Origin of the sequence: Micromonospora sp. CA-244673 (assembly GCF_050948395.1) — a bacterium.
In the GTDB taxonomy this organism is placed as follows: domain Bacteria; phylum Actinomycetota; class Actinomycetes; order Mycobacteriales; family Micromonosporaceae; genus Micromonospora.
Genome location: NZ_CP192019.1, coordinates 5,283,581 through 5,303,661, shown reverse-complemented (window position 1 = coordinate 5,303,661; position 20,081 = coordinate 5,283,581). Strand labels below are relative to the sequence as shown.

At 74.9% G+C, this 20,081-nt stretch carries 17 protein-coding genes; 11 read left to right on the top strand and 6 right to left on the bottom strand.

Annotated elements, in window-relative coordinates:
- Nucleotides 1-8 precede the first annotated feature (8 nt).
- On the bottom strand, nt 9-1,469 hold the full coding sequence (locus ACQP12_RS24160) for an MFS transporter (RefSeq protein ID WP_433282256.1): 1,461 nt from the start codon (nt 1,467-1,469) through the stop codon (nt 9-11).
- Nucleotides 1,470-1,754: 285 nt separating this feature from the next.
- On the opposite strand from ACQP12_RS24160, the gene ACQP12_RS24155 reads away from it, so the two are divergent.
- Nucleotides 1,755-2,336 carry a TetR/AcrR family transcriptional regulator gene (locus ACQP12_RS24155; RefSeq protein WP_357950108.1) on the top strand — a complete coding sequence of 194 codons (582 nt, stop codon included), beginning with the start codon at nt 1,755-1,757 and terminating at the stop codon, nt 2,334-2,336.
- A gap of 90 nt (nt 2,337-2,426) precedes the next feature.
- A complete protein-coding gene (locus ACQP12_RS24150; protein WP_433282254.1) occupies nt 2,427-5,099 on the top strand; it encodes a hypothetical protein in 2,673 nt (890 codons plus the stop codon).
- A gap of 51 nt (nt 5,100-5,150) precedes the next feature.
- On the opposite strand, the gene ACQP12_RS24145 is transcribed toward ACQP12_RS24150, so the two are convergent.
- Entirely contained in the window at nt 5,151-6,572 is a 1,422-nt protein-coding gene (locus ACQP12_RS24145; RefSeq protein WP_433282252.1) for an alkaline phosphatase PhoX, read from the bottom strand.
- A gap of 193 nt (nt 6,573-6,765) precedes the next feature.
- Between ACQP12_RS24145 and ACQP12_RS24140 the strand changes: the two genes are divergently transcribed.
- Together ACQP12_RS24140 and ACQP12_RS24135 are read left to right on the top strand one after the other, a co-directional pair.
- Nucleotides 6,766-9,282 carry an FtsK/SpoIIIE domain-containing protein gene (locus tag ACQP12_RS24140; RefSeq protein WP_433282250.1) on the top strand — a complete coding sequence of 839 codons (2,517 nt, stop codon included), beginning with the start codon at nt 6,766-6,768 and terminating at the stop codon, nt 9,280-9,282.
- A complete protein-coding gene (locus ACQP12_RS24135) occupies nt 9,279-10,223 on the top strand; it encodes a hypothetical protein (RefSeq protein ID WP_433282248.1) in 945 nt (314 codons plus the stop codon). The genes ACQP12_RS24140 and ACQP12_RS24135 overlap by 4 nt, the downstream gene beginning before the upstream one ends.
- On the opposite strand, the gene ACQP12_RS24130 is transcribed toward ACQP12_RS24135, so the two are convergent.
- Nucleotides 10,224-10,508 (bottom strand): hypothetical protein, encoded by a 285-nt coding sequence (locus ACQP12_RS24130; RefSeq protein ID WP_357950095.1) that lies wholly within the window; start codon nt 10,506-10,508, stop codon nt 10,224-10,226.
- 231 nt (nt 10,509-10,739) lie between these two features.
- Here ACQP12_RS24130 and ACQP12_RS24125 point away from each other — a divergent pair, with 231 nt between their 5' ends.
- Both ACQP12_RS24125 and ACQP12_RS24120 read left to right on the top strand, forming a co-directional pair.
- Nucleotides 10,740-10,985, top strand: coding sequence for a winged helix-turn-helix domain-containing protein (locus tag ACQP12_RS24125; RefSeq protein ID WP_433282246.1), 246 nt, complete (start codon nt 10,740-10,742; stop codon nt 10,983-10,985).
- A gap of 33 nt (nt 10,986-11,018) precedes the next feature.
- On the top strand, nt 11,019-11,282 hold the full coding sequence (locus ACQP12_RS24120) for a DUF6244 family protein (RefSeq protein WP_357950089.1): 264 nt from the start codon (nt 11,019-11,021) through the stop codon (nt 11,280-11,282).
- Between the two features lie 51 nt (nt 11,283-11,333).
- Here the strand turns inward: ACQP12_RS24120 and ACQP12_RS24115 are convergent, their stop codons facing one another.
- Nucleotides 11,334-12,683 (bottom strand): pentapeptide repeat-containing protein, encoded by a 1,350-nt coding sequence (locus tag ACQP12_RS24115; protein WP_433282243.1) that lies wholly within the window; start codon nt 12,681-12,683, stop codon nt 11,334-11,336.
- Between the two features lie 211 nt (nt 12,684-12,894).
- On the opposite strand from ACQP12_RS24115, the gene ACQP12_RS24110 reads away from it, so the two are divergent.
- Nucleotides 12,895-13,725, top strand: coding sequence for an esterase/lipase family protein (locus tag ACQP12_RS24110; protein WP_433282240.1), 831 nt, complete (start codon nt 12,895-12,897; stop codon nt 13,723-13,725).
- 51 nt (nt 13,726-13,776) lie between these two features.
- Here ACQP12_RS24110 and ACQP12_RS24105 read toward each other — a convergent pair whose 3' ends face one another.
- Nucleotides 13,777-15,351, bottom strand: coding sequence for a GMC family oxidoreductase (locus tag ACQP12_RS24105; RefSeq protein ID WP_433282239.1), 1,575 nt, complete (start codon nt 15,349-15,351; stop codon nt 13,777-13,779).
- 76 nt (nt 15,352-15,427) lie between these two features.
- Nucleotides 15,428-16,294, bottom strand: a complete 867-nt coding sequence (locus tag ACQP12_RS24100; RefSeq protein WP_357950078.1) for an aldo/keto reductase — start codon at nt 16,292-16,294, stop codon at nt 15,428-15,430.
- Between the two features lie 174 nt (nt 16,295-16,468).
- On the opposite strand from ACQP12_RS24100, the gene ACQP12_RS24095 reads away from it, so the two are divergent.
- The 4 genes from ACQP12_RS24095 (at nt 16,469) to ACQP12_RS24080 (ending at nt 20,033) form a co-directional block, all read left to right on the top strand.
- Entirely contained in the window at nt 16,469-16,834 is a 366-nt protein-coding gene (locus ACQP12_RS24095; protein ID WP_151462389.1) for a YciI family protein, read from the top strand.
- A 267-nt stretch (nt 16,835-17,101) separates the two neighbouring features.
- The gene (pyk, locus tag ACQP12_RS24090; RefSeq protein WP_433282236.1) at nt 17,102-18,550 is read left to right on the top strand and encodes a pyruvate kinase; all 1,449 of its coding nucleotides are present in this window, start codon (nt 17,102-17,104) and stop codon (nt 18,548-18,550) included.
- 55 nt (nt 18,551-18,605) lie between these two features.
- A complete protein-coding gene (locus ACQP12_RS24085; protein ID WP_357950073.1) occupies nt 18,606-19,490 on the top strand; it encodes an acyl-CoA thioesterase in 885 nt (294 codons plus the stop codon).
- A gap of 72 nt (nt 19,491-19,562) precedes the next feature.
- Entirely contained in the window at nt 19,563-20,033 is a 471-nt protein-coding gene (locus ACQP12_RS24080) for an RrF2 family transcriptional regulator (protein ID WP_357950070.1), read from the top strand.
- The last annotated feature ends 48 nt before the right edge of the window (nt 20,034-20,081 follow it).

The following is a 20,081-nucleotide window of genomic DNA, read 5'->3' as shown; positions in this document are numbered from 1 at the left end:
AGGCCCGATCAGCGCGCCGGCACTAGTTCGCCGGTCAGCTCCGGCTCGGTGCTCCGCGCCGGCGGCCGGCCGTGCCGCGCCCGCGCCTCCCGCCGGCCGGACGGGACGGCCAGGGCGGCCACCGCGGCGGCGAGGGAGATGCCGGTCAGCAGCAGGAAGCCCATCGTGAAGCCGGCCTCCCGGGGCAGCCCGCTCGCCTGCGGGTGGGCGGTGATGACGCTGCTGGCCACCGCGGCGCCGATGGCGCCGCCGATGGTGCGGATGTTGGCGTTCATGCCGGTCGCCACGCCGGTCTGGCGCGCCGGCACGCTGGCCACGATGAGGTTGGCCATCGAGGCGAAGGCCAGCCCGATGCCGAGCCCCACCAGGCCGCCGGCCACGCCGATCTCCCAGCGGGTGTCGTGCGCGACGGTCAGCATGGCCGCGGCGAGCACGTTGAACACGGCGCCGGTGGAGAGCTGCGCCTTGGCGCTGAACCGGGACGCCAGTCGGCCGGCGACGAGGCCGGCCACGAACATGCCGACCAGCATGGGCAGCATGAGCAGCCCGGCCTGGGTGATGCTCGCGCCGAAGCCGTACCCGGCGCTGGTGGGGATCTGCACGAACTGCGGCAGGAAGGCGTAGACGGAGAACATCGACGCGCCGTAGAGCAGGGCGACCAGGTTGGTCGTCCAGACCGCGGGCAGGCGCATCATCCGCATGTCGATGAGCGGGTTCGCCGAGCGGGTCTCGGCCACCAGCCAGCCGGCCAGGAGCGCGCCGGCGAGCGCCAGCAGGCCGAGCACCCGGCCGGAGGCCCAGCCCCAGGTGGCGCCCTTGCTCACGGGCAGCAGCAGCGCCACGAGCCAGCCGGAGAGCAGCAGGGTGGCCGGCCAGCTGATCCGGCCCGGGGTGCGGACCGGCGACTCGGGCACGAACCGGTGCGCCGCGAGCGCGGTGAGGCCGACGACGACCATGGGGATCCAGAACAGCCAGCGGTAGCCCAGGGTGGCGACGATGGGTCCGGCCAGCACGACGCCGAGGCCGCCGCCGGCGGCGACGATCGCCGAGATCGCCGCGACGGCCGAGCTCACCCGGGCGGCGGGGAACTCGTCGCGGATGATGCCGAAGGAGAGCGGGAAGACCGCGCCACCGATGCCCTGGACGACCCGGGCGACGATGAGCATCCCGATGTTGGGCGCGACGGCCGCCAGCAGGCAGCCGAGCGCGAGCGCGGCGAGGGAGACGACCAGGGTCCGTTCCTTGCCGACCATGTCGCCGATCCGGCCGAGGACCGGCGTGAAGATCGACGCGGACAGCAGGTAGGCGGTCAGCACCCAGGTCACGGTGTTCTGCGAGGTGTGCAGGTCGTGCTGGATGGTGGGCAGCACCGGCGTGATCAGCGACTGGAGCATCGCGAAGAAGCCGGCGCCGGCGGCGAGGACGAGGAAGGTCAACCGGCGCGAGTCGCGCCGGACGGTGTCGATCACGGAAATGGCTCCCGTTCGCATGACGTGGGAAGGGTGTTCCGAGTGCCGCTCGCGCGGATCAGCGACGGTGGCGGCCTCGGCGGGCTGAGGTGTCTCAGCGGGTTGCGAGCATGGTGGGACCTCCCGGGTCCGATGTCTGGTTCGCCGGCCACGGCGGGTGGGCTCGGCGGGGAAAGCCGGAGTAAGCTATCCGGAGGCAAGGCTCCGGTCAGTTCCGGAGGGGTGCCTCCACTAACGTAGCGGAGGGGTGCCTCCGGTTGCAAGGGGAGAGGGGTGACGCCCGTCATGGCCAGCGCAGACCAGCTGGGCGAGGTCTTCGCCCGGCGCCCGAAGCGGGCCGACGCCCGGCGGAACTACGACGCGCTCATCGCCGCCGCCCAAGAGGTGTTCGGCGAGTGCGGCGCCGGCGCGTCCCTGGAGGAGATCGCCCGTCGGGCCGGTGTCGGCATCGGCACGCTCTACCGGAACTTCCCGAAGCGACTCGACCTGTTCGAGGCGGTCTACGTCGAGGAGGTCCGCGCGCTCAGCGCCTCCGCCGCCGACCTGGCCGACCGCCCCCCGTGGGACGCCCTCGTCGCCTGGCTGCACCGGTTCGTCGCCTACGTCGGCACCAAGCGGGCCCTCGCCGAGGAGCTGGTGCACGACTCCGAGGTGTTCCGCAGCTGCCGCACCGAGATCTACGCCGCCGGCGAGCCGTTGCTGCGCCGGGCCCAGGAGGCCGGGGCGGCCCGGCCGGACGCCACCTTCGACGACGTGGTCCGGCTGGTCAGCGGCATCATGGCGTACCAGTTCCCCGAGCCGGCCCAGCGCGACCGCGTGCTCGCCATCGCCCTGGACGGCCTGCGCCACCCGGCCGCGCAGCGCTGACGCGGACGGTCCACGAGGGACGCACGGGTTCCCCCGCGTTGCGTCGGGTGTCGACAATGGTGCGACACCCGTCGTGGCCCGGAGGTGACGATGCGCGACCCGGCGACCCGGCACCGGCCCGCCCGGGAGAAGCTCCCCGCGGGCGGCCTCGAACTGCTCTCCCTGCTGGCCCGGCTGCTCCGGCGACCTCGCCGCGGCGACCGCCGGCTGCCCCTGCTCTGGCTGGTCCGGCCGGCGGGCGACGGCGTCGTGGGCGCCCTGCTGCGCCGCTTCGTGGGCCGGGGCAACCGGCGCCGCGTGCCGCACGCCGTGCTGGACCTGGCCGCCCGGCCGGGGCCCGACGACATCGCGGGAGTGCTGCGCGAGCTGCACCGGCAGCTCTCCGTGGAGGCGTTCGGGGCGGCCCGGCTGCGGTTCCGGCACTACCCCCTCGCCGACTGGCTGATGCACCAGACCCTGGCCGTCGGCGTGGACGCCGCAGACAGCGGCCGGGCCGCGCTGGTCCACCGGCTGCGCGACTGGCGGGGCCGGCGGGCCGGCGACGACCCCCAGGTGGGCGGCGGGTCCGCCGTCGGCACCGCGCTCCAGGTGCTGCTCTGGCTGCTGCGCCGGGCCATGCCGAGCGTGCTCTTCCGCATCGCCGTCTCCGGCCGCGTGCCGGTGTTCGGGCGGCAGTACCGCTGGTTCATGCGCCAGCAGTACCTGGCGCCCCGGCAGTCCGTGACGTTCCTCGGCTTCGCCGAGCGGCTCACCGCCGGCTGGCGCGACGGCGAGCACCCGGCCCAGGTGCAGAAGTTGCTGCTGCACGCCTTCCTGGAGGACCTGCGGCAGGCGTACCGGAGGCGGTTCTGGCGGCCGGGTGACTGGCGGCGCACCGCGTACCCGGTCCTGCTGCTCGACGGGGTGCGCCCGGACAACGTCGGGCACACCCTGGTCCGGCTGTTCGACGAGGTGCGCAACGAGACCGGCCGCAACGACCCGTTGCTGGTGGTGGCGGTCGCCGCCGGCCCGCCGCCCGAGCGGGCCGCGACCCGGCCGGTGGCCCAGGCCGAGGAGGCGTACGAGGAGTGGGCCGAGGCGCTGCCGGAGATCCGGCGGCTGCGGCGCGCCGGCGCCTGGCTCGTGGTGCTGCGGATCGACGCCGACGACGTCGGCGCACCGATGGGCGTGGCCCCGCCGGGGCTGGTGGCGCCGGAACCGCCCTGGTGGTCGCGGCGGTTCCTGCCGGCCGCGGTGGTCCTGGTGCTGCTGGCCGGGGTGGCGGTGTGGGCCGACGGGCGGTGGGCTCCGGACTGCCGCCCGTGGCCGACCGACCGGGTGAGCGTGCGGCTGGTCGGCGGCGAGTGCGTCGGCTACAGCGACACCGCCGGCCAGGTCTTCAACAGCGAGCCCGGGCAGGACCGGCTCCGCGCGGTGCAGCGGCGGATCTTCGCGCAGAACCGGGCCGCCGAGGAGGTGTGGCGGCGCAGCGACCACCGCCGGCCCTACCTCACCCTGGTCTACCTGGGCAGCCTCACCGGCAACCGCACCCGCGCCGACGAGGAGTCGTACGTCTCCGAACGCGAGGAACTGGAGGGCATGGCGACCGCCCAGTACGCGCTGCTCAAGGAGTCGGCGGCGGCCGACGACGCGGCGCTGCTGCACATCGTGGTGGCCAACGCCGGCCGGCAGATGCGGCACGCCGGCGACGCGGTACGGCTGCTGGAGGGGCTGGCCCGGGACGACCCCACGGTTCTCGGCGTGGTCGGGCTGGTCGACAGCCGCACCAGCACGGCGTCGGCGCTGCGCGAACTCAACCGGGTCGGCCTGCCGGTGCTCGCGCCCACCCTGTCGGCCGACCGGATGGACGCCAACTCCAGCCTCTACCTGGCCATGTCGGCGCCCAACCGCGAGCAGGTCCGGATGGTCGAGGCGTACGCCCGGCAGGTGCTGCGGGTGGGGGAGGCGCACGTCTACTGGACCACCGGCGAGGGCAGCTCCCTGGATGAGGACCTCTACGTCGCCACCCTGGTCGACGGGTTGCGGGAGCGGTTCGGCAGCCGGCTCACCCGGCTCGACGAGTGGCGCAGCGGGCGGCGGATGACCCAGGAGTGCGGCTACTCCGGGATGCTCTTCTTCGCCGGGCGCTGGTCGGAGTTCGACGGGTTCCTGCGGGCGCTCAAGGAGTGCGGCGCGGACCCGCCCCGCCACCTGGTCGCCGACGACTCGGTGAACCGCTACATGGCCAATCCGGGGCTGCGGGCCAGCGCCCCGGGCAACCTGCCGGTCACGTACGTGTCGAAGGCCGCCCTGGCGACCTGTGCCGCGCTGCGGGCCGCGCAGGCCCGGCGCGACGACGCCCGGGGCAGCTTCCTCACCTGGATCGGCGCGGACGACCTGCTCGACCCGCCGCGCTGCCGCGACGGCGTCAACGCGCCCGTCGGCGAGCGGGTCAGCCTCGCCTACGACGCCTCGATGATGGTGGTGCGCGCGCTGGAGAGCCTCGCCGCCCGGCTGCGGCACGCCGACACCGGCCGGCGCTGGGATCCCCGCGCGGTCAACCCGGTGGGGGTGCACGCCGAGGTGCTGCGGCAGAACGCCGCCGGCGGCTACCCGGGGGTGGGCGGGCTGATCCGGTACGCCCCGGACTCCGGCGAGCCGGTCGCCAAGCGGTTGGCGCTGCTCACCGTCGCCCGGGTGCCCGACGTGGCCGCCCCGCCGGTCGAGGTGTACGCCTGCGGGGTGGTCGACGGAGGCCCCGACCCGGGCTGCCGCCCCGGCTGACGCCGCGACGGCCGGCGGCCCCCAGGGGCGCCGCCGGCCGTCACCGTCCGATCAGGACTTGCCGTGGTTGGCGTTGCTCGGCCGGCCCCACGGGCCGGTGATGGCGAAGACGTATCCCGGGGACTGGATGTTGGCGAACAGGATCTTCCCGTCCGCGCTGAACGTCGGGCCGGTGAACTCGCTGTCGTTGAGCTCGTTGCGCGCCAGCGGGTACGCCTTGCCCTGCTCGGTCACGCCGACCAGGTGCGACACGCCCTCGCCGTCCTCGGCCAGGATGACGCCGCCGTAGGGGGAGACGGTGATGTTGTCCGGCCCGTCGAAGTTGCCGTTGTCCGCCTCCGGGTCGGTGTTCACCCCGAAGATGGTCTTCAGCGTCACCGTCTCGGTGCGCGGGTCGTAGAACCAGACCTGGCCGTCGTGCTCGTTGACGCTGCCGTCGTCGTGCCGGGCGAAGCTGGCCACGAAGTACGCGCCGCCGTCGGCCCACCAGGCGCCCTCCAGCTTGCGGCTGCGGGTCACCTCGGCGTCGGTGAACTGCTTGCGCACCGAGACGGTCCGGGCATCCCGGTCCGGCACGTCCACCCAGCGCACCTTGTAGCGGGTGCCCGGCGTGGTGGCCTCCGACAGGTCGGCCACGTGCTGGCTGCCCCGGGAGCAGCTCATCGCCGCGAGGCGGCCGGCGGTGTCGCCGTCCGGGCGCTGGGCGAGCGCGCGCAGCGCGCCCTTGCCGGCGCGGAAGCCGGCCGGCGGGGTCCAGCGGAAGTAGAGGCCGTTGGGGCCGCCCGCGTCCTCGGTCAGGTAGATCGCGTGGGTGTACGGGTCCACCGCCACGGCCTCGTGCGCGTAGCGGCCCAGGAACTTCAGCGCCACCGGGTTCTGGTTCGCGGCCCGGTCGTGCGGGTCGACCTCGAACACGTACCCGTGGTCCTTCAGGTACTGCCCGCCGGCCCGCTGCTCGGTCTCCTCGCAGGTCAGCCAGGTGCCCCACGGGGTGATGCCGCCGGCGCAGTTGTTGTGGGTGCCGGCCACGCTGACGTACTCGCGCAGCCGCCGGCCGCGCCCGTCCACCTCGATGGTGGTGGTGCCGCCCCGGGCGCCCGGGTCGTAGGTCAGCCCGGCCAGCGCCGGCACCGGGTAGGGCTCGTCGCCGCCGATCTCGTGGTTGTTCACCAGCACCGAGCCGTTCGGGCCGCGGAAGCAGCCGGTGCCGTCCGCGTCGCTCGGGGTGGCCTGACCGGACTCCAGCAGGGTCGCGCCCGCCTGGGCGACGATGGTGTACGAGAAGCCCGGAGGCAGCGCCAGCAGGCCGGCCGGGTCCGGCACGAGGTCGCCGTAGCCGACCGCCGGGCGGCACGCGGCCCGGGCCGCCGCCGGGCCGGCGATGGCGTCCAGGCTGCCGGCCACCACGATGCCGAGGCCGGCGGCCGCGCCACCGTGCAGCACGGCCCGGCGGGAGATGGGGGAGGAGGTCACGTCGTCGCCTTCCTGTTCACAGCGTTGCTTCGGGACAGAGGCAAGTCGGGCCGGTGGAACGGCGCCCGGCGGGGACCGCCACCGGCGGATGAACAGTGGACCAACGTCGGGTGCGGGCCGCGTACTGTGCCGGGCCGCCGCGCGTCCGTTAGGGTTCCCCTCGATCGGCTACGGCGGCGTCGGAGGGCGGACGGTGGGCAGGCTCGCGACGGCGTACCGGCAGGCGGTCGCCCTGCACCGGCAGGCCCTGCGCCGGTGGGAGGCCGCCCGGCGGGCCCTCGCCGCCGCCGGCCCCGCGCCCGTCGGCAGCCCCGAGCTGGTCGCCCGGCTGGCCCGGCTCGGCGGCGAGCTGGCCGGCCCCGTGCCCGGCACCGCCCGCGCCGCCACCCACCCCGTTCCGGTACGCCTCGGCGAGGCGACCACCGTGGACGGCGGTTTCCCCGTACTGGTGCCGCTGGGCGCGGGCGCCCACCTCGCCGTCGACACCGACGCCCGGGACCCGCGGGTCGGCGAGCTGCTGCGGGCCGTCGTGGTGCGGCTGCTCGCCGCCGCGCCGGCCGGCACGGTCCGCGTGGCCGGCATCGACCCGGCCGCGTTCGGCGCCGCGTTCCTGCCGCTGCGCCCCCTGCTCGACGCGGGCGTGATCGGCCCGGCCGCCACCACCATGGCGGAGACGACCGCCCTGCTGGACGCGGCTGAACGGCACGCCCGCACCGCCCTGGGAGCCGCCCCCGAGGACCGGGAGCTGCTACTGGTCGTCGCCGCCTCCGCCCCGCCGCCGCGCGAGCTGGCCCGGCTCGCCGCGCTCACCCACGCCGGGCCCGCCGCGGCGGTCTGCGTGCTGCTGGCCGGCCACCCGGCGGCCGGCGCGGCGGAGGCCCCGCCGCTCGGCGCCACCACCCACCTGCGACTCAACGAGCGGTACGCCCTGGTCGGCGACCCGCCCGGCCGCCCGTTCAGCGCCGACGGCAGCGGCCTGGCCGCCCCGGTGCTGCTCGACGGGGACCCGTCCCACGCGACCGTGACCGGGCTGGCCCGGCGGCTCGCCGAGGCCGTCCGGCGGGCCACCGAGGTCAGCTTCGCCGACCTGCTGCCGGCCCGGCGCTGGGCCGAGTCGTCCGCCACCGGCCTGCGTACCGTGCTCGGCCGCGCCCGGGAACCCGTCACCGTGGCCTTCGACGACGCCACCCCGCACTGGCTCGTCGGCGGGCGCACCGGCGCCGGCAAGACGGTGTTCCTGCTCGACGTGCTCTACGGGCTGGCCGCCCGCTACTCCCCGGCCGAACTCCAGCTCTTCCTGCTCGACTTCAAGGAGGGCGTCAGCTTCACCGAGTTCGTGCCCACCGAGCGGGACCCGTCCTGGCTGCCGCACGCCCGCGCCGTGGGCATCGAGTCCGACCGCGAATACGGCCTGGCCGTGCTGCGCGAGCTGCGCGCCGAGCTGACCCGCCGGGCCGACCTGCTCAAGCGGCACGGCGTCAGCAAGCTCGCCGACCTGCCGCCGAACGCCCGGCCGGCCCGGATCGTCATCGTGGTCGACGAGTTCCAGGTGCTGTTCGCCGGCAACGACCCCCTCGCCCGGCAGGCCGTCGACCTCGTCGAGGAACTGGCCCGCAAGGGCCGCTCGTACGGCCTGCATCTGGTGCTGGCCAGCCAGAGCACCACCGGCATCGAGGCCCTCTACGGCCGGGCCGAGGCGATCTTCGGCCAGTTCCCGCTCCGGGTCGCCCTGCCCGGCGGGGGCGGGGTGCTCGACCCGCTCAACGACGCCGCGAAGACGCTGGCCCTCGGCACGGCCGTGGTCAACACCGCCGGGGGCACGGCCGGCGCGGACACCGAGGTCCACTTCCCCGACGCGCACGCCGCCGCGGCCGACCTCGCCGCCCTGCGGCACGAGCTGTTCGCCGCCCGGCCCACCGGCGCCCGCCCACCCGCCGTCTTCCGCGGCTACGAGACCCCCCGGCTCGCCGACGACCCCGCCTGGGCGGCCCTGGCTCCCGGCGCCGAGCCGCCGCTCGCCCTGGTCGGCCGCACCGTCGACGTGGCCGGCAGCCCGGCCGGGTTCCGCCTCGACGCCAGCCCCGGCCGGCACCTGGCCGTGGTGGGCACGGCCGCGACCGGCATGGACGTGCTCCGGTCGGCCGCCCTCAGCCTGGCCCGGCAGCACGCCCCCGGCACGGCCCGCTTCCTGTTCGTCCCCCTGGCGCCCGGCACCACCGGCACCGCCGACGACCTGGCCATGACCCTGGCCGCCGCCGGCCACCCGGTCCGCCGCCTCGACGCGGCCGCCCTCCGCACCCACCTCGCCGAGCTGGCCGCCCCGCCCGCCCCGCCCTCCGCGCGGACCTACCTGGTGGTGTTCGGAATGGACGCCGCGGCCGGTGCGCTCGCCGCGACCGACCCGGAGACGTTCCGCTCCGGGCACGACGACCTGCGTGCGGTGCTGCGCCAGGGCCCCGCGCACGGGGTGCACCTGCTCGGCTGGTGGCGCGGGCTGCGCCGGCTCGCCGAGGACCTCGGCGGCAGCCAGAACCGCGACGACGTGGCCTGCCTCGTCGCGCTGAACGTGCCCGCCGCCGACCTGGGGCTGCACCTGGGCGCGCACGACCTCGGCTACGCCCCGCGCGACGGCCGGGCCCTGCTGGTCGACCGGCACGAGCACGGCACCGCCCTGGTCGTGCCCTTCGTCGGCGACGGAGACGAGTCGTGACCGGGTTCGACGAGTACGCGGCCCTGATCCGCGAGCTCTCCACCCGGCAGCGAGGTGGCGAGCGGGCGGTCGCCGCCGAGGGCGAACGCCGGCGCGCCCTCCAGTCCACCGTCGACCAGCTCGGCCGGCGGCTCGCCGCCCAGGGGCAGCGCCTCGACCAGCTCGGCCAGGCCATCGACCTGCCGATGCGCGCGGTACCGGCCGAGGCCACGGACGCGCCGGCGGTCCCGGTCGGCGCCCCGCCGGGAGCGGGATCCGCCGGGCACTCCACGGGCCCGGCCGGGACTGCTGCGGGGTCTGTCGCGCCGGGCTCGGGGCCGGCTGCATCTTCTGCGGGATCGGTCACCCGTGGGTCCGGATCGGCTGGGCCTGCCGGGGGATCGGTCGGGCCGGCGGCGCCGGTGCCGGCCGGCGCGGGGGCACCCGGAACCGGGGACGGGGCGACCGGCGGCGCAGCCGCCGCGCCGGGGCGGCCGGGGGTCGGGGCGTATCCCGAGGGAACGTTGCCCGGTCCGCGCGCGGGTGACCCGGCGACGGAGCTGGCCGCGGCCGCGCAGCTGGCCGACGAGGCCGACCGGCACGGGGCGCAGGCCGAGGTCCTGGCGCGGCGGCCCGTGCTGCTGCCCACCTGGTCGGCGCCGGCCCGGGCGGTCGCCGTCTACGCGGCCTGCGCGCTGGCCGGCTCCCTGCTCATGCTGGTGGCGCTGGTCGGCTCGCCGCTGCCGGCCACCGGGCTGGACCTGGTGGCCGCCGTCTCGTGCGCCGGTGTCCCGCTGCTGTCCTTCCTGGCCGGACACCTGGTGCTCGGGCGCTGGGGTCGCCCGGTGATCGGGGGCGACACGCCGCCGGGGCGGTACGTGCCGCTCGGCTTCGTGATCTGCGCGCTGGTCGCCCCGTCGCTGTTCTGTCTCTACCTGGTGGTGTTCCGGCTGTTGAGCTGATCAGGAGGCGGCGCGGACGCGCGCGTGGCGGACCAGTTGGGCGAAGCGCACCTCCGAGCACGGGTATTCCTCGCCGCAGCCGCAGAGCCAGCGGGTCACCTTCCGGGGCGGATGCGCGAAGAGGACATCGTCGGCGTCCTCCAGATCCTGTCGCGACACGAAGGCCTGCGGGCCGTCGCGGCCCGCCGGGCCCGTGGGTGGAACGCCATGGAGGTCATCCGGGTCGTTTGACCTCCATGGCGTTCCACCGACCGGCGGATCCTCGGCGTGGGGGACGTCGTCCAAGGTGGTCTCCTTGCCGGGTCGGGGAGAGGGCAGGCCGGCGGGGGCCTGCCGGCAGGCCAACGGCACGCCCGGCCGTCCAGGGGGACCGGCCGACCGGGCGCTCTGCGCGGTGGGAACGACCAGCCCGGGTTGCAGACCTGGGAGCCGGTCAGGGGGAGCGTATATAACAGGTCATGCATGCGCAAGCACCCTCCGCACATTGCTTGCTATAATAAGCTTGAGCGTGATCGAATGGCGGTGCAGACCTGGGAGACATCAATGCCCGCCAAAGCCAAGTGGGCGCAGATCGCCGACGGCATCCGCGCGCAGATCGAGTCCGGCGACCTCGCGCCGGGCGACAAGTTGCCGTCCACATCCGAACTCTGTCGCCAGCACGGCGTTTCTGCGATCGTGGTGCGGCAGGCGATCAACGCACTCAAAATCGAGGGCCTGGTGGAAGGTGTGGGTGGCGTAGGCGTCTTCGTGGCGGAGCGCTGACCGCCGATCGATCCGGCGATGTGGGGAGGGCGCGTGAGCGCAGCGGACATCATCGCGAGGCTGGCGGCGGCGGCCCAGAAGCTGGATGAGGCGAAGGCCAGGACGGCCGCCGCGGCCCAGGACGCCGCCGAGGCCCGGGCGCTGGTAGCCGGCGCGCTGGAGGGTGTGGCGGCCGGGCCGTTGCTCAACATGATCGACGCCTACCGGCAGGCGCTCGGCCAGGCGGCCCAGGGCGGCGAGCCGGCCCGCCAGCACGTCCAGGAGACGATCGCCAAGGTCCAGGCGCTGGGCAGCTGAGCCCTCGGCTCGCGGGTCGAGCCGGGTTCGCCCCGGACCGGCGCCAGTTCGTCAGGGATCGGTGAGGACGAGCCACTCGTCGTCGCGCCGCTCGACGGTGGTGTCCGGCGGCCAGACGTGGGTCACCGACGTCGACGCGCGGGCCTGGTCGACCAGCGCCCGGCGGGCCAGTGTCGCCCCCTCGAAGCGGGCCCGGCCGTGGAACACGGCCCGGCCGAAGTTGGCGGCCCCCTCGAAGCGGGCCCCCTCGAACCACGCCTCCTCGCCGAACTCGGTCCAGCGGAACAGCGCCAGGTCGGCGAACCGCGCCCGGCGGAAGCCCGCGTACGCCTCGAAGGTGGCGTGCTCCATGGACAGTCCGGCCAGGAAGACCGCCTCCCGGAAGCTGGCGCTGTCCGCGAACCGGGCCCGGTCGAAGCTGCTGGGCTGCCGCAGCGTGGCGCCGCGGAACGAGACCGGTCCGAAGCTCGTCCCGTTGCAGGACAGCGTGCCGCCGAGGTCGGCCCGGTCGAAGCTCACCCGGCCCGCGAAGCGGGCGCCGTCCAGCACGAGTTCCGCGTCGCCGGTGAGATCCTCGAACACGGCGTCGGCGAACTCGGCGCTCAGCAGGAGCCGTCCGCGCACGACCGCCCCGGCGAAGCTGGTGGTGCCGGTGCAGACCGCTCCGGTGAGGTCCAGGTCCACGAGGGTGCAGCCGGCGGCGTCGAAGTCGTGCAGCCGGGCGCCGGTGAGGTCCAGCGCGATGCCGGGCCACCAGCCCTCGCCGTCCGCGCGGAGGTGCCGGGTGAGCATCCGCTGCGCGGTGCGGCGCACCTCGGTCTCGCGCGGGTCGTCGGGCGCCGGCATCCGGAGGTACGCGCAGAGCACCGCCACGATCGTCGGCCGCTGCCCCGGGTTGTCCTGACCGAGCCGTTCCAGGGCGTGCAGGCCGCCGAGGCGTACCGCGGGGTTGTCGCTGCCGACCAGCTCGATGGCCCGGACGTACAGCTCGGTGAGCCGCCGCTCGGCGGCGTCGTGCTCGACGGCGGTGGCCTGCCGCTCCTGGTGCCGCTGCCCGGCGTCGGCGACCGTCTCGGCGTGTGCCTGCACCCGGTCGCGGTGCGCCTGGTCGCGTTCGGCCACGGCCTCCTGGTGCCGCTGCCCGCGTTCGTTGATCCACTGTCGACGGGCGGCGAGCAGCAGCGCCAGCCCGCCGCCGGTGCCGGCGACCACCGTGAGGCCGGTGCGGATGGCGTCGACGCGCAGCGTGGCCCGGGTGTCCGGCTGGGCGGCCCGATCCGCCTCGGCGAGCAGCAGGTCCAGCACCAGCCAGCCGAGTCCGACGGCGAGCAGAAGCCCGAGCAGCGCCAACCACCAGGGCATCACCCGGAGCGGCTTCTCCGGCGTCGGTGGGGCGGACACGGCTTTCAGCATGCCATCCGTGCCGGTCGGCCGGGGGACCGCTCGACGCCGGATACGCCGCTTTGTGCCCCCTGCGGAACAACGGGTTACCAGCGCGTAACTTTCCATTGACGTGTGTGAAATCGGACACGCATCATCGTTTCCACGATCGATCGGATCCCCCCACCCGTCCCTCCCGGAACATCGGGGCCTCCCACCGGAGGTGCAGCCCATGCTGCTCCGAACGATCCTGGCCGCCACCACCGCCGCCACCGCCCTGCTCGTCCCGGCCACCGCCGCCTTCGCCGAGCCCACGACGACCGCAGCAGCCACCACCACCGCCACCTCGACCGGCAGCGCCGAAGCCGGCACGGCCGAGGCCGTCCAGTCCGCTGCCGCCGCCGGCGCCGACCCGGTCATCGTGGTCGGCGGCCTGATCGGAATCTCCATCGCCTACGAGCCGATCGCCGCCCGGCTGCGCGCCGACGGCTACCGGGTCTCCATCTACCAGTTGCCGAACCTCGGTTTCGGCGACATCCGCGAGTCCGCCCGGGCCCTGTCGTCCTATGTCGACCAGGTCCGCTCCGCCACCGGGGCGGCCAAGGTGGATCTGGTCACCCACTCCGAGGGTGGCCTGGTCTCCCGCTGGTACGTCAAGTTCCTCGGTGGCGCCGCCAAGGTCGACCAGTACGTCAGCCTGGGCAGCCCGCAGCAGGGCACCTACGTCGCCAACATCATCAACTTCCTGGGGCTGGGCAGCTGCGCGGGCATCGTCGCCTGCCAGCAGATGTCCATCGGGTCCAGCTTCCTGGCCGACTTGAACGGCGGCGACGACACCCCGGGCGCGGTCCGCTGGACCACCGTCCGCACCTGGCAGGACGAGCTGGTGCGCCCGGTCGACAACGCCTCCCTCGCCGACGGCGCCACCAACGTCCTGGTGCAGGCGTGGTGCCCGCTGCGGATCGTCGGCCACCTCGGCCTGGTCCTCGACGGCACCACCTACAGCGTCGTGCGGCAGGTGCTCGCCGGCGCCGCGATCCGCCCCAACTGTTTCGCGCTCTGAGATCGGATCCGGGCTCGACGGTCGCCGCGCCGGCGGCCGTCGAGCCCTCGCTCACCCGGCGGCCGGGTCGAGGATGAGGTCGGCCGCCCGCCAGGCCAGCGCGGTCACCGGCGCGCTGGTCCAGCCGGACACCATGACGGGCAGCACCGACGCGTCGACCACCCGCAGCCCGCTCACCCCGCGCACCCGGAGCCGGGGGTCGACCACGTGCTCGTCGTCCGCGCCCATGGCGCAGGTGCCGATGGCGTGGTAGCCGCAGTAGCCGTGCGCCCGCCCGGCCTCGATGATCTCCTCGTCGGTCTGGACCGCCGGCCCGGGCAGGGTCTCCGCCGCGATCCGCTTGGCGATCGGCCCGGTGGCGAACAGGTCCCGCACGAGGCGCACCGCGTCCACGGCGACCCGGCGGTCGTGCGCGGTGGCGAAGTAGTTCGCCACGATCGCCGGCGGCGTGCGGGGGTCGGGGTCGGTGATCGCCAGGCGGCCCTCGCTGTCGGGGCGGGTCACCGTGCCCAGGCACAGCAGGCCCGGCTCCCGCTCCAGCTCCAGGGCCCGGCCGGGGCGCGGCGGCGCCGCGGAGAAGGGCGCCATGAGCAGGTGCACGTCCGGGCGGTCCAGCTCCGGACGGGACCGGACGTGGGCCGCGACGTCCATCACCGGCAGGGCGAGCGGGCCACCGCGGGTGGCCAGGTAGCGCAGGGCGGCGCGGGCCTGGCCCAGCGGTGTGCCCAGCCGGGCGTTGTAGCCGCCGGCCTCGGCCAGCCGGTACTGCACGGGGATCGGCCGGTGCTCCCGCAGGCCCGCGCCCACCCGGGGCCGGTCGAGCAGCACCGGGACGCCCGCGGCGCGCAGGGTGTCGGCCGGCCCGATGCCGGAGACCTGCAACAGGTGCGGGGTGGCGAGGGCGCCCGCGGCGAGGATCACCTCGGCGGCCGCCCGGTGGTCGACCTCCCGGCCGCGGTGCGCGACCCGTACGCCGACCGCCCGGCCGCCCTCCACCAGCACGCGCAGGGCGACGGTGTCGACCGCGACGGTCAGGTTCGGCCGCTGCCGGACCGGATGCAGGAAGGCGTCGGCGGCGGTGACCCGGCGCCCGGCGCGGATGGTGGCCGTGACGTAGCTGATCCGCTCGCCGTCGCCGGCGTCGAGGTCGTCGACCCGGCGCCAGCCCAGCTCCGCCCCGGTCTCCAGCATCTCCTCGCAGAGCGGGTCGGTGCCGGTGGCGACGGACAGGCGCACCGGGCCGCCGCCGCGCGACGGGTGGTCCGCCAACCTCTCGAAGATCGGCCGCATGGCCGACCAGCCCCAGCCGAGGGGCGCCAGCGCGTCCCAGTCCGCCGCCGCGCCGCGGCTCCAGATCATGCCGTTGATGGCCGTCGAACCGCCGATCAGCCGGCCGCGCTGCCAGGTCTCGCGCCGCCCCGGCGCGACGGTCGCCGGATAGTGCCAGGCCGTGCGCGGGCCGTCCATGAGCCGGGCGAACGCCTTGGGTACGCGCACGAAGGGGCTGCGGTCCCAGCCGCCCGCCTCGATCAGCAGCACCCGGGTGCCCGGGTCCTCGCTGAGCCGGTTGGCCAGCACGCACCCGGCCGCCCCGGCACCGACGATCACGTAGTCGAAACCGTCCACTCCGGACCCCCGCTCGTCCCGGGCGTGAGAATCCTTCTGACGGTAGCGGCTCGATCACGCTTCGGAAAGGGGCTCGTCAGGCGGCCTTGGCGAGCGCCTCGAACTCCTCGTCGCTGAGCCGCACCTCGGCCGCGGCCACGTTCTCCTCCAGGTGCGCCACGGACGACGTACCCGGAATGGGGAGCACGACCGGCGACCGGCGCAACAGCCAGGCGAGGGCGAGCTGCGCGGGCGTCGCGCCGTGGTCGGTGGAGATCGCGTCCAGCGGGCCGCCCGGCCGGGCCAGGTTGCCGGTGGCGATCGGGAACCACGGGATGAACGCCAGGTCGTTGCGCTCGCAGTGGTCCAGCACGTCCTCGGCGCTGCGGTCGGCGAGGTTGTAGAGGTTCTGCACCGACACCACCGGGGTGATCTTCCGGGCCGCCTCGATCTGCTCCACGCTCACCTCGGAGAGCCCGATGTGCCGCACCTTTCCCTCCTGCTGGAGCAGCGCCAGCTCGCCGAGCTGGTCCTCCAGCGGCACCTTCGCGTCGATCCGGTGCAGCTGGTAGAGCGGGATGCAGTCCAGGCCCAGGTGGCGCAGGCTCAGCTCGCACTGCTGGCGCAGGTACTCGGGGCGGCCCACCGGCCGCCAGTCGCCCGGGCCGGAGCGGGTCAGCCCGGCCTTGGTCGCGATGACCAGGTCCTCGGCGTACGGGTGCAGCGCCTCCTTGATCAGCAGCTCGCTCACGAAGGGGCCGTAGGAGTCGGCCGTGTCGATGAACGTCACGCCCAGCTCGTACGCGCGGCGCAGCACCCGCACCGCCTCGGCCGGGTCCTTCGGATCGCCCCAGACCCCGGGGCCGGTGAGCTGCATGGCCCCGTAGCCGAGCCGGTCGACCTGGAGGTCGCCGCCGATCCGGTAGGTGCCCGAGGCCTTCGCGGGCCCGGTGCTGGTCGCCATGGCGGTCCTCCTGCGCGTCGTCGTCGGCGGCGGTCGCCGCCCCGACCGGAAGTCTTTCCCGCGAATCGCCGCCGTCAACGTCCGGGCGTGGGTGTTTCCGCCAGTTGCGGCGAGCGACCCCGGGGGCGGGGACCGCCGTGCGACGCTGGGCGGAACGGTGGTCTGGAGGTGCGCATGGCCGCGACGCCACGGCTCGACTTCGCGCTCGACACGTACGAGTGCATCGTGCTCTACCCGGGGCCGTCGGGCCGGGCCCTGCCGGAGGAGACCGTGCAACGGCTCCAGGCCGAGCACATCCAGCACATCCGGGCGCTGCAACGGCGGGGCATCGTCCTGGTCGACGGCTCGGTCGACGGCCCGGCCCGCGAGCCGGACCCGCCGATCGGCTTCGGCCTGGCCCGCACCGGCTCGGTCGACGACGTCCGCAGCGTGATGGAGGCCGACCCGGCGGTGCAGGCCGGGCTCTACCGCGTCGAGGTGCTCACGTTCCTCTGCCCGGCCGGCTCGCTGGAGTTCCCGCTCGCCAAGACGCAGAGCTGACCGTCTCCCGGGCGGCCGCGGGGTCCCCCCGCGTCCCCGCGCCCCGCCACGACCCGCGGCGCCCGTCGATCTCCGGGAGCGCTCCGACGAGGGCGGAACGCGAGCGGGTACGATTTCCGCCGCGCGGTCGCCGATGCCCGCGACACACGACGCCCCCGTGCGGTGCAGCACCGCCCGCCGGCGCGGGTATCGCGCGTCGTCTGGACAACTGTTCCGCAGTCCGAAAGGGGCCGGCCGGCAGGTCGACCCGGAGGAGAGACTAGCCTGATGGGCGTGACACGCCGCGCGAAAATCGTCTGCACCCTCGGCCCCGCCACCTCGTCCCCCGAGCGCATCCGGGGCCTGGTAGAGGCGGGCATGAACGTGGCGAGGCTGAACTTCAGCCACGGCAGTCACGAGGACCACGAGTCCGTCTACCGGCTGGTCCGCGAGGCGGCCGAGGCGTCCGGGCAGCCGGTCGCCGTGCTCGCCGACCTCCAGGGTCCCAAGATCCGCCTCGGCAGGTTCGCCGACGGCCCCCACGAGTGGCGCACCGGCGACTCGGTCGTCATCACCGGCGACGAGATCCTCGGCACCAAGGACCGGGTCTCCTGCACCTACCGCAAGCTGCCGCAGGAGGTGAAGCCGGGCGACCGGCTGCTGATCGACGACGGCCGGGTCGCGGTCGAGGTCAGCGACGTGAGCGGCAACGACATCCGCGTCCTGGTCACCGAGGGCGGCCCGGTCTCCAACAACAAGGGCGTCTCCCTGCCGAACGTGGCGGTCAGCGTGCCCGCCATGTCGGAAAAGGACGCCGAGGACCTGCGCTTCGCCCTCCGCCTGGGCGTCGACCTGATCGCGCTCTCCTTCGTCCGCTCGCCCGAGGACATCAAGCTCGTCCACTCGATCATGGCCGAGGAAGGCGTCCAACGCCCGGTGCTGGCCAAGGTCGAGAAGCCCGAGGCGGTCGACCACCTGGAGGCGATCGTGCTCGCCTTCGACGGCGTCATGGTGGCCCGCGGCGACCTCGGCGTCGAGCTGCCGCTGGACCAGGTGCCGCTGGTGCAGAAGCGGGCCGTGCAGCTCTGCCGGGAGAACGCCAAGCCGGTCATCGTGGCCACCCAGATGCTCGACTCCATGATCGAGAATTCGCGCCCCACCCGCGCCGAGGCCTCGGACGTGGCCAACGCGGTGCTCGACGGCGCGGACGCGGTGATGCTCTCCGGCGAGACCAGCGTCGGCAAGTACCCGGTGCTCACGGTCAGCACCATGGCGAAGATCGTCACCACCACCGAGGCCGGCTCGATCGGCGTGCCGCGGCTGCAGCACGACCCGCGTACCCACGGTGGCGCGCTCACCGTGGCCGCCTCCTCGATCGCCCGGGCCATCGGCGCGAAGGCCATGGTCGCCTTCTCGCAGACCGGCGACACCGTCAAGCGGCTCGCCCGGCTGCACTGCGACCTGCCGCTGCTGGCCTTCACCCCGGTGCCGGAGGTGCGCAACCAGCTCGCGCTCTCCTGGGGCGTGGAGACGTTCCTCATGCCGTTCGTCGAGCACACCGACGACATGTTCCGCCAGGTCGACCAGGCGCTGCTCGGGCTCAACCGGGCCAACCCCGGCGACTACGTGGTGATCGTGGCGGGCAGCCCGCCCGGCACCCCCGGCTCCACCAACACCCTGCGCGTGCACCAGCTCGGCTCGCTGGTGGACGCCGCCTCGGCCCGGGCGCTTCAGTGAGCGCGAGGACCGAGCTGGCTTGGCGAGCCCCGCAGCCGCGAACGGAGACGCCTCAGTGAGCGAGAGTCCGGTGGCGACCGGTCAGGCCGCGGTCGACCAGCTCCTGGAGGTGCTGGACCTCGACCAGACCGGCGGGATGACCTTCCGCGGGATCAGCCCGCCGGTGGGCCCGCAGCGGGTCTACGGCGGCCAGGTCGCCGGCCAGGCCCTGGTCGCCGCCGGACGCACCGTCGACGCGGAGCGCTTCGTGCACTCCCTGCACGGCTACTTCGTCCGCCCCGGCGACCCCGTCGAGCCGATCGAATACCAGGTGGAGAACGTCCGGGACGGGCGGTCCTTCTCGGTGCGCCGCTCCGTGGCGCTCCAGCACGACAAGCCGATCTTCTTCATGTCGGCCTCGTTCCAGCGGCAGGAGGAGGGGCTGGACCACCACGCGCCGGTCCCGCCCGACGTGCCCGCCCCGGACGACGTCCCGACCATGACCGACCGGCTCTCCCGCTACCCGGAGCGCCTGGGCATCTGGGGCCAGATCCCCCGCCCGATCGACGTCCGCTACGTCGGCGAGCCCGGCTGGGTACGCCCCGGCGACCGCCCCGCCGAACCCCACCAGCGGGTCTGGATGCGCCTCGACGGCAAGCTCCCCGACGACCCGCTGCTGCACGCCTGCGCCCTCACCTACGCCTCCGACCTGACCCTGCTCGACTCGGTCCTGTCGGTGCACGGGGAGGTGTGGGGACCCGGGGGAGTGGTGGGCGCGAGCCTCGACCACGCGCTCTGGTTCCACCGGTCGTTCCGCGCCGACGAGTGGTTCCTCTACGACTGCTGGAGCCCGTCGGCGTCCGGCGCCCGGGGCCTGGCCACCGGCCGGATGTTCACCACCGACGGCCGGCACATCGCCAGCGCCGTGCAGGAGGGGCTGCTGCGCCGGGTCGGCGCCTGACCGCCGAATCCGTGACCGTTCGGCCGAGGGTCGGGAAACCGGGCGGCTGACCAGGCGACTAACCTTGCCGGCATGCGCCTCTCCGCTCGGGTCGACTATGCCCTCCGCGCGGCCGCCGAGCTGGCCTCGGTCGCCGACGGCGCGGCCGCCGGGCGGACCCGGCCGGTGACCGCCGAGCAGATCGCCCGCGCCCAGGAGATCCCGCCGAAGTTCCTGGAGAGCATCCTGCTCCAGCTGCGCCGCAGCGGCATCGTGCACGCCCAGCGCGGCCCCGAGGGCGGCTACTGGCTGGCCCGGCCCGCGGCGGAGATCTCCCTCGCCGAGGTGATCCGGGTGATTGACGGCCCGCTGGCGAACGTCCGCGGCCAGCGCCCGGAGCAGCTCGGCTACCAGGGTGCGGCGCGTGCCCTGCAGGACGTGTGGATCGCCCTGCGGGCCAGCGAGCGGGAGATCCTCGAACTGGTCACCATCGCCGACGTGGCCAGCGGCAGCCTGCCCGGCCGGATCAACGACCTCGCCGCCGACCCCCGCGCCTGGAGCTGACGCTCCGACCCGGCGACCGGCGACCGGCGACCTGCGACCCGGCGACCC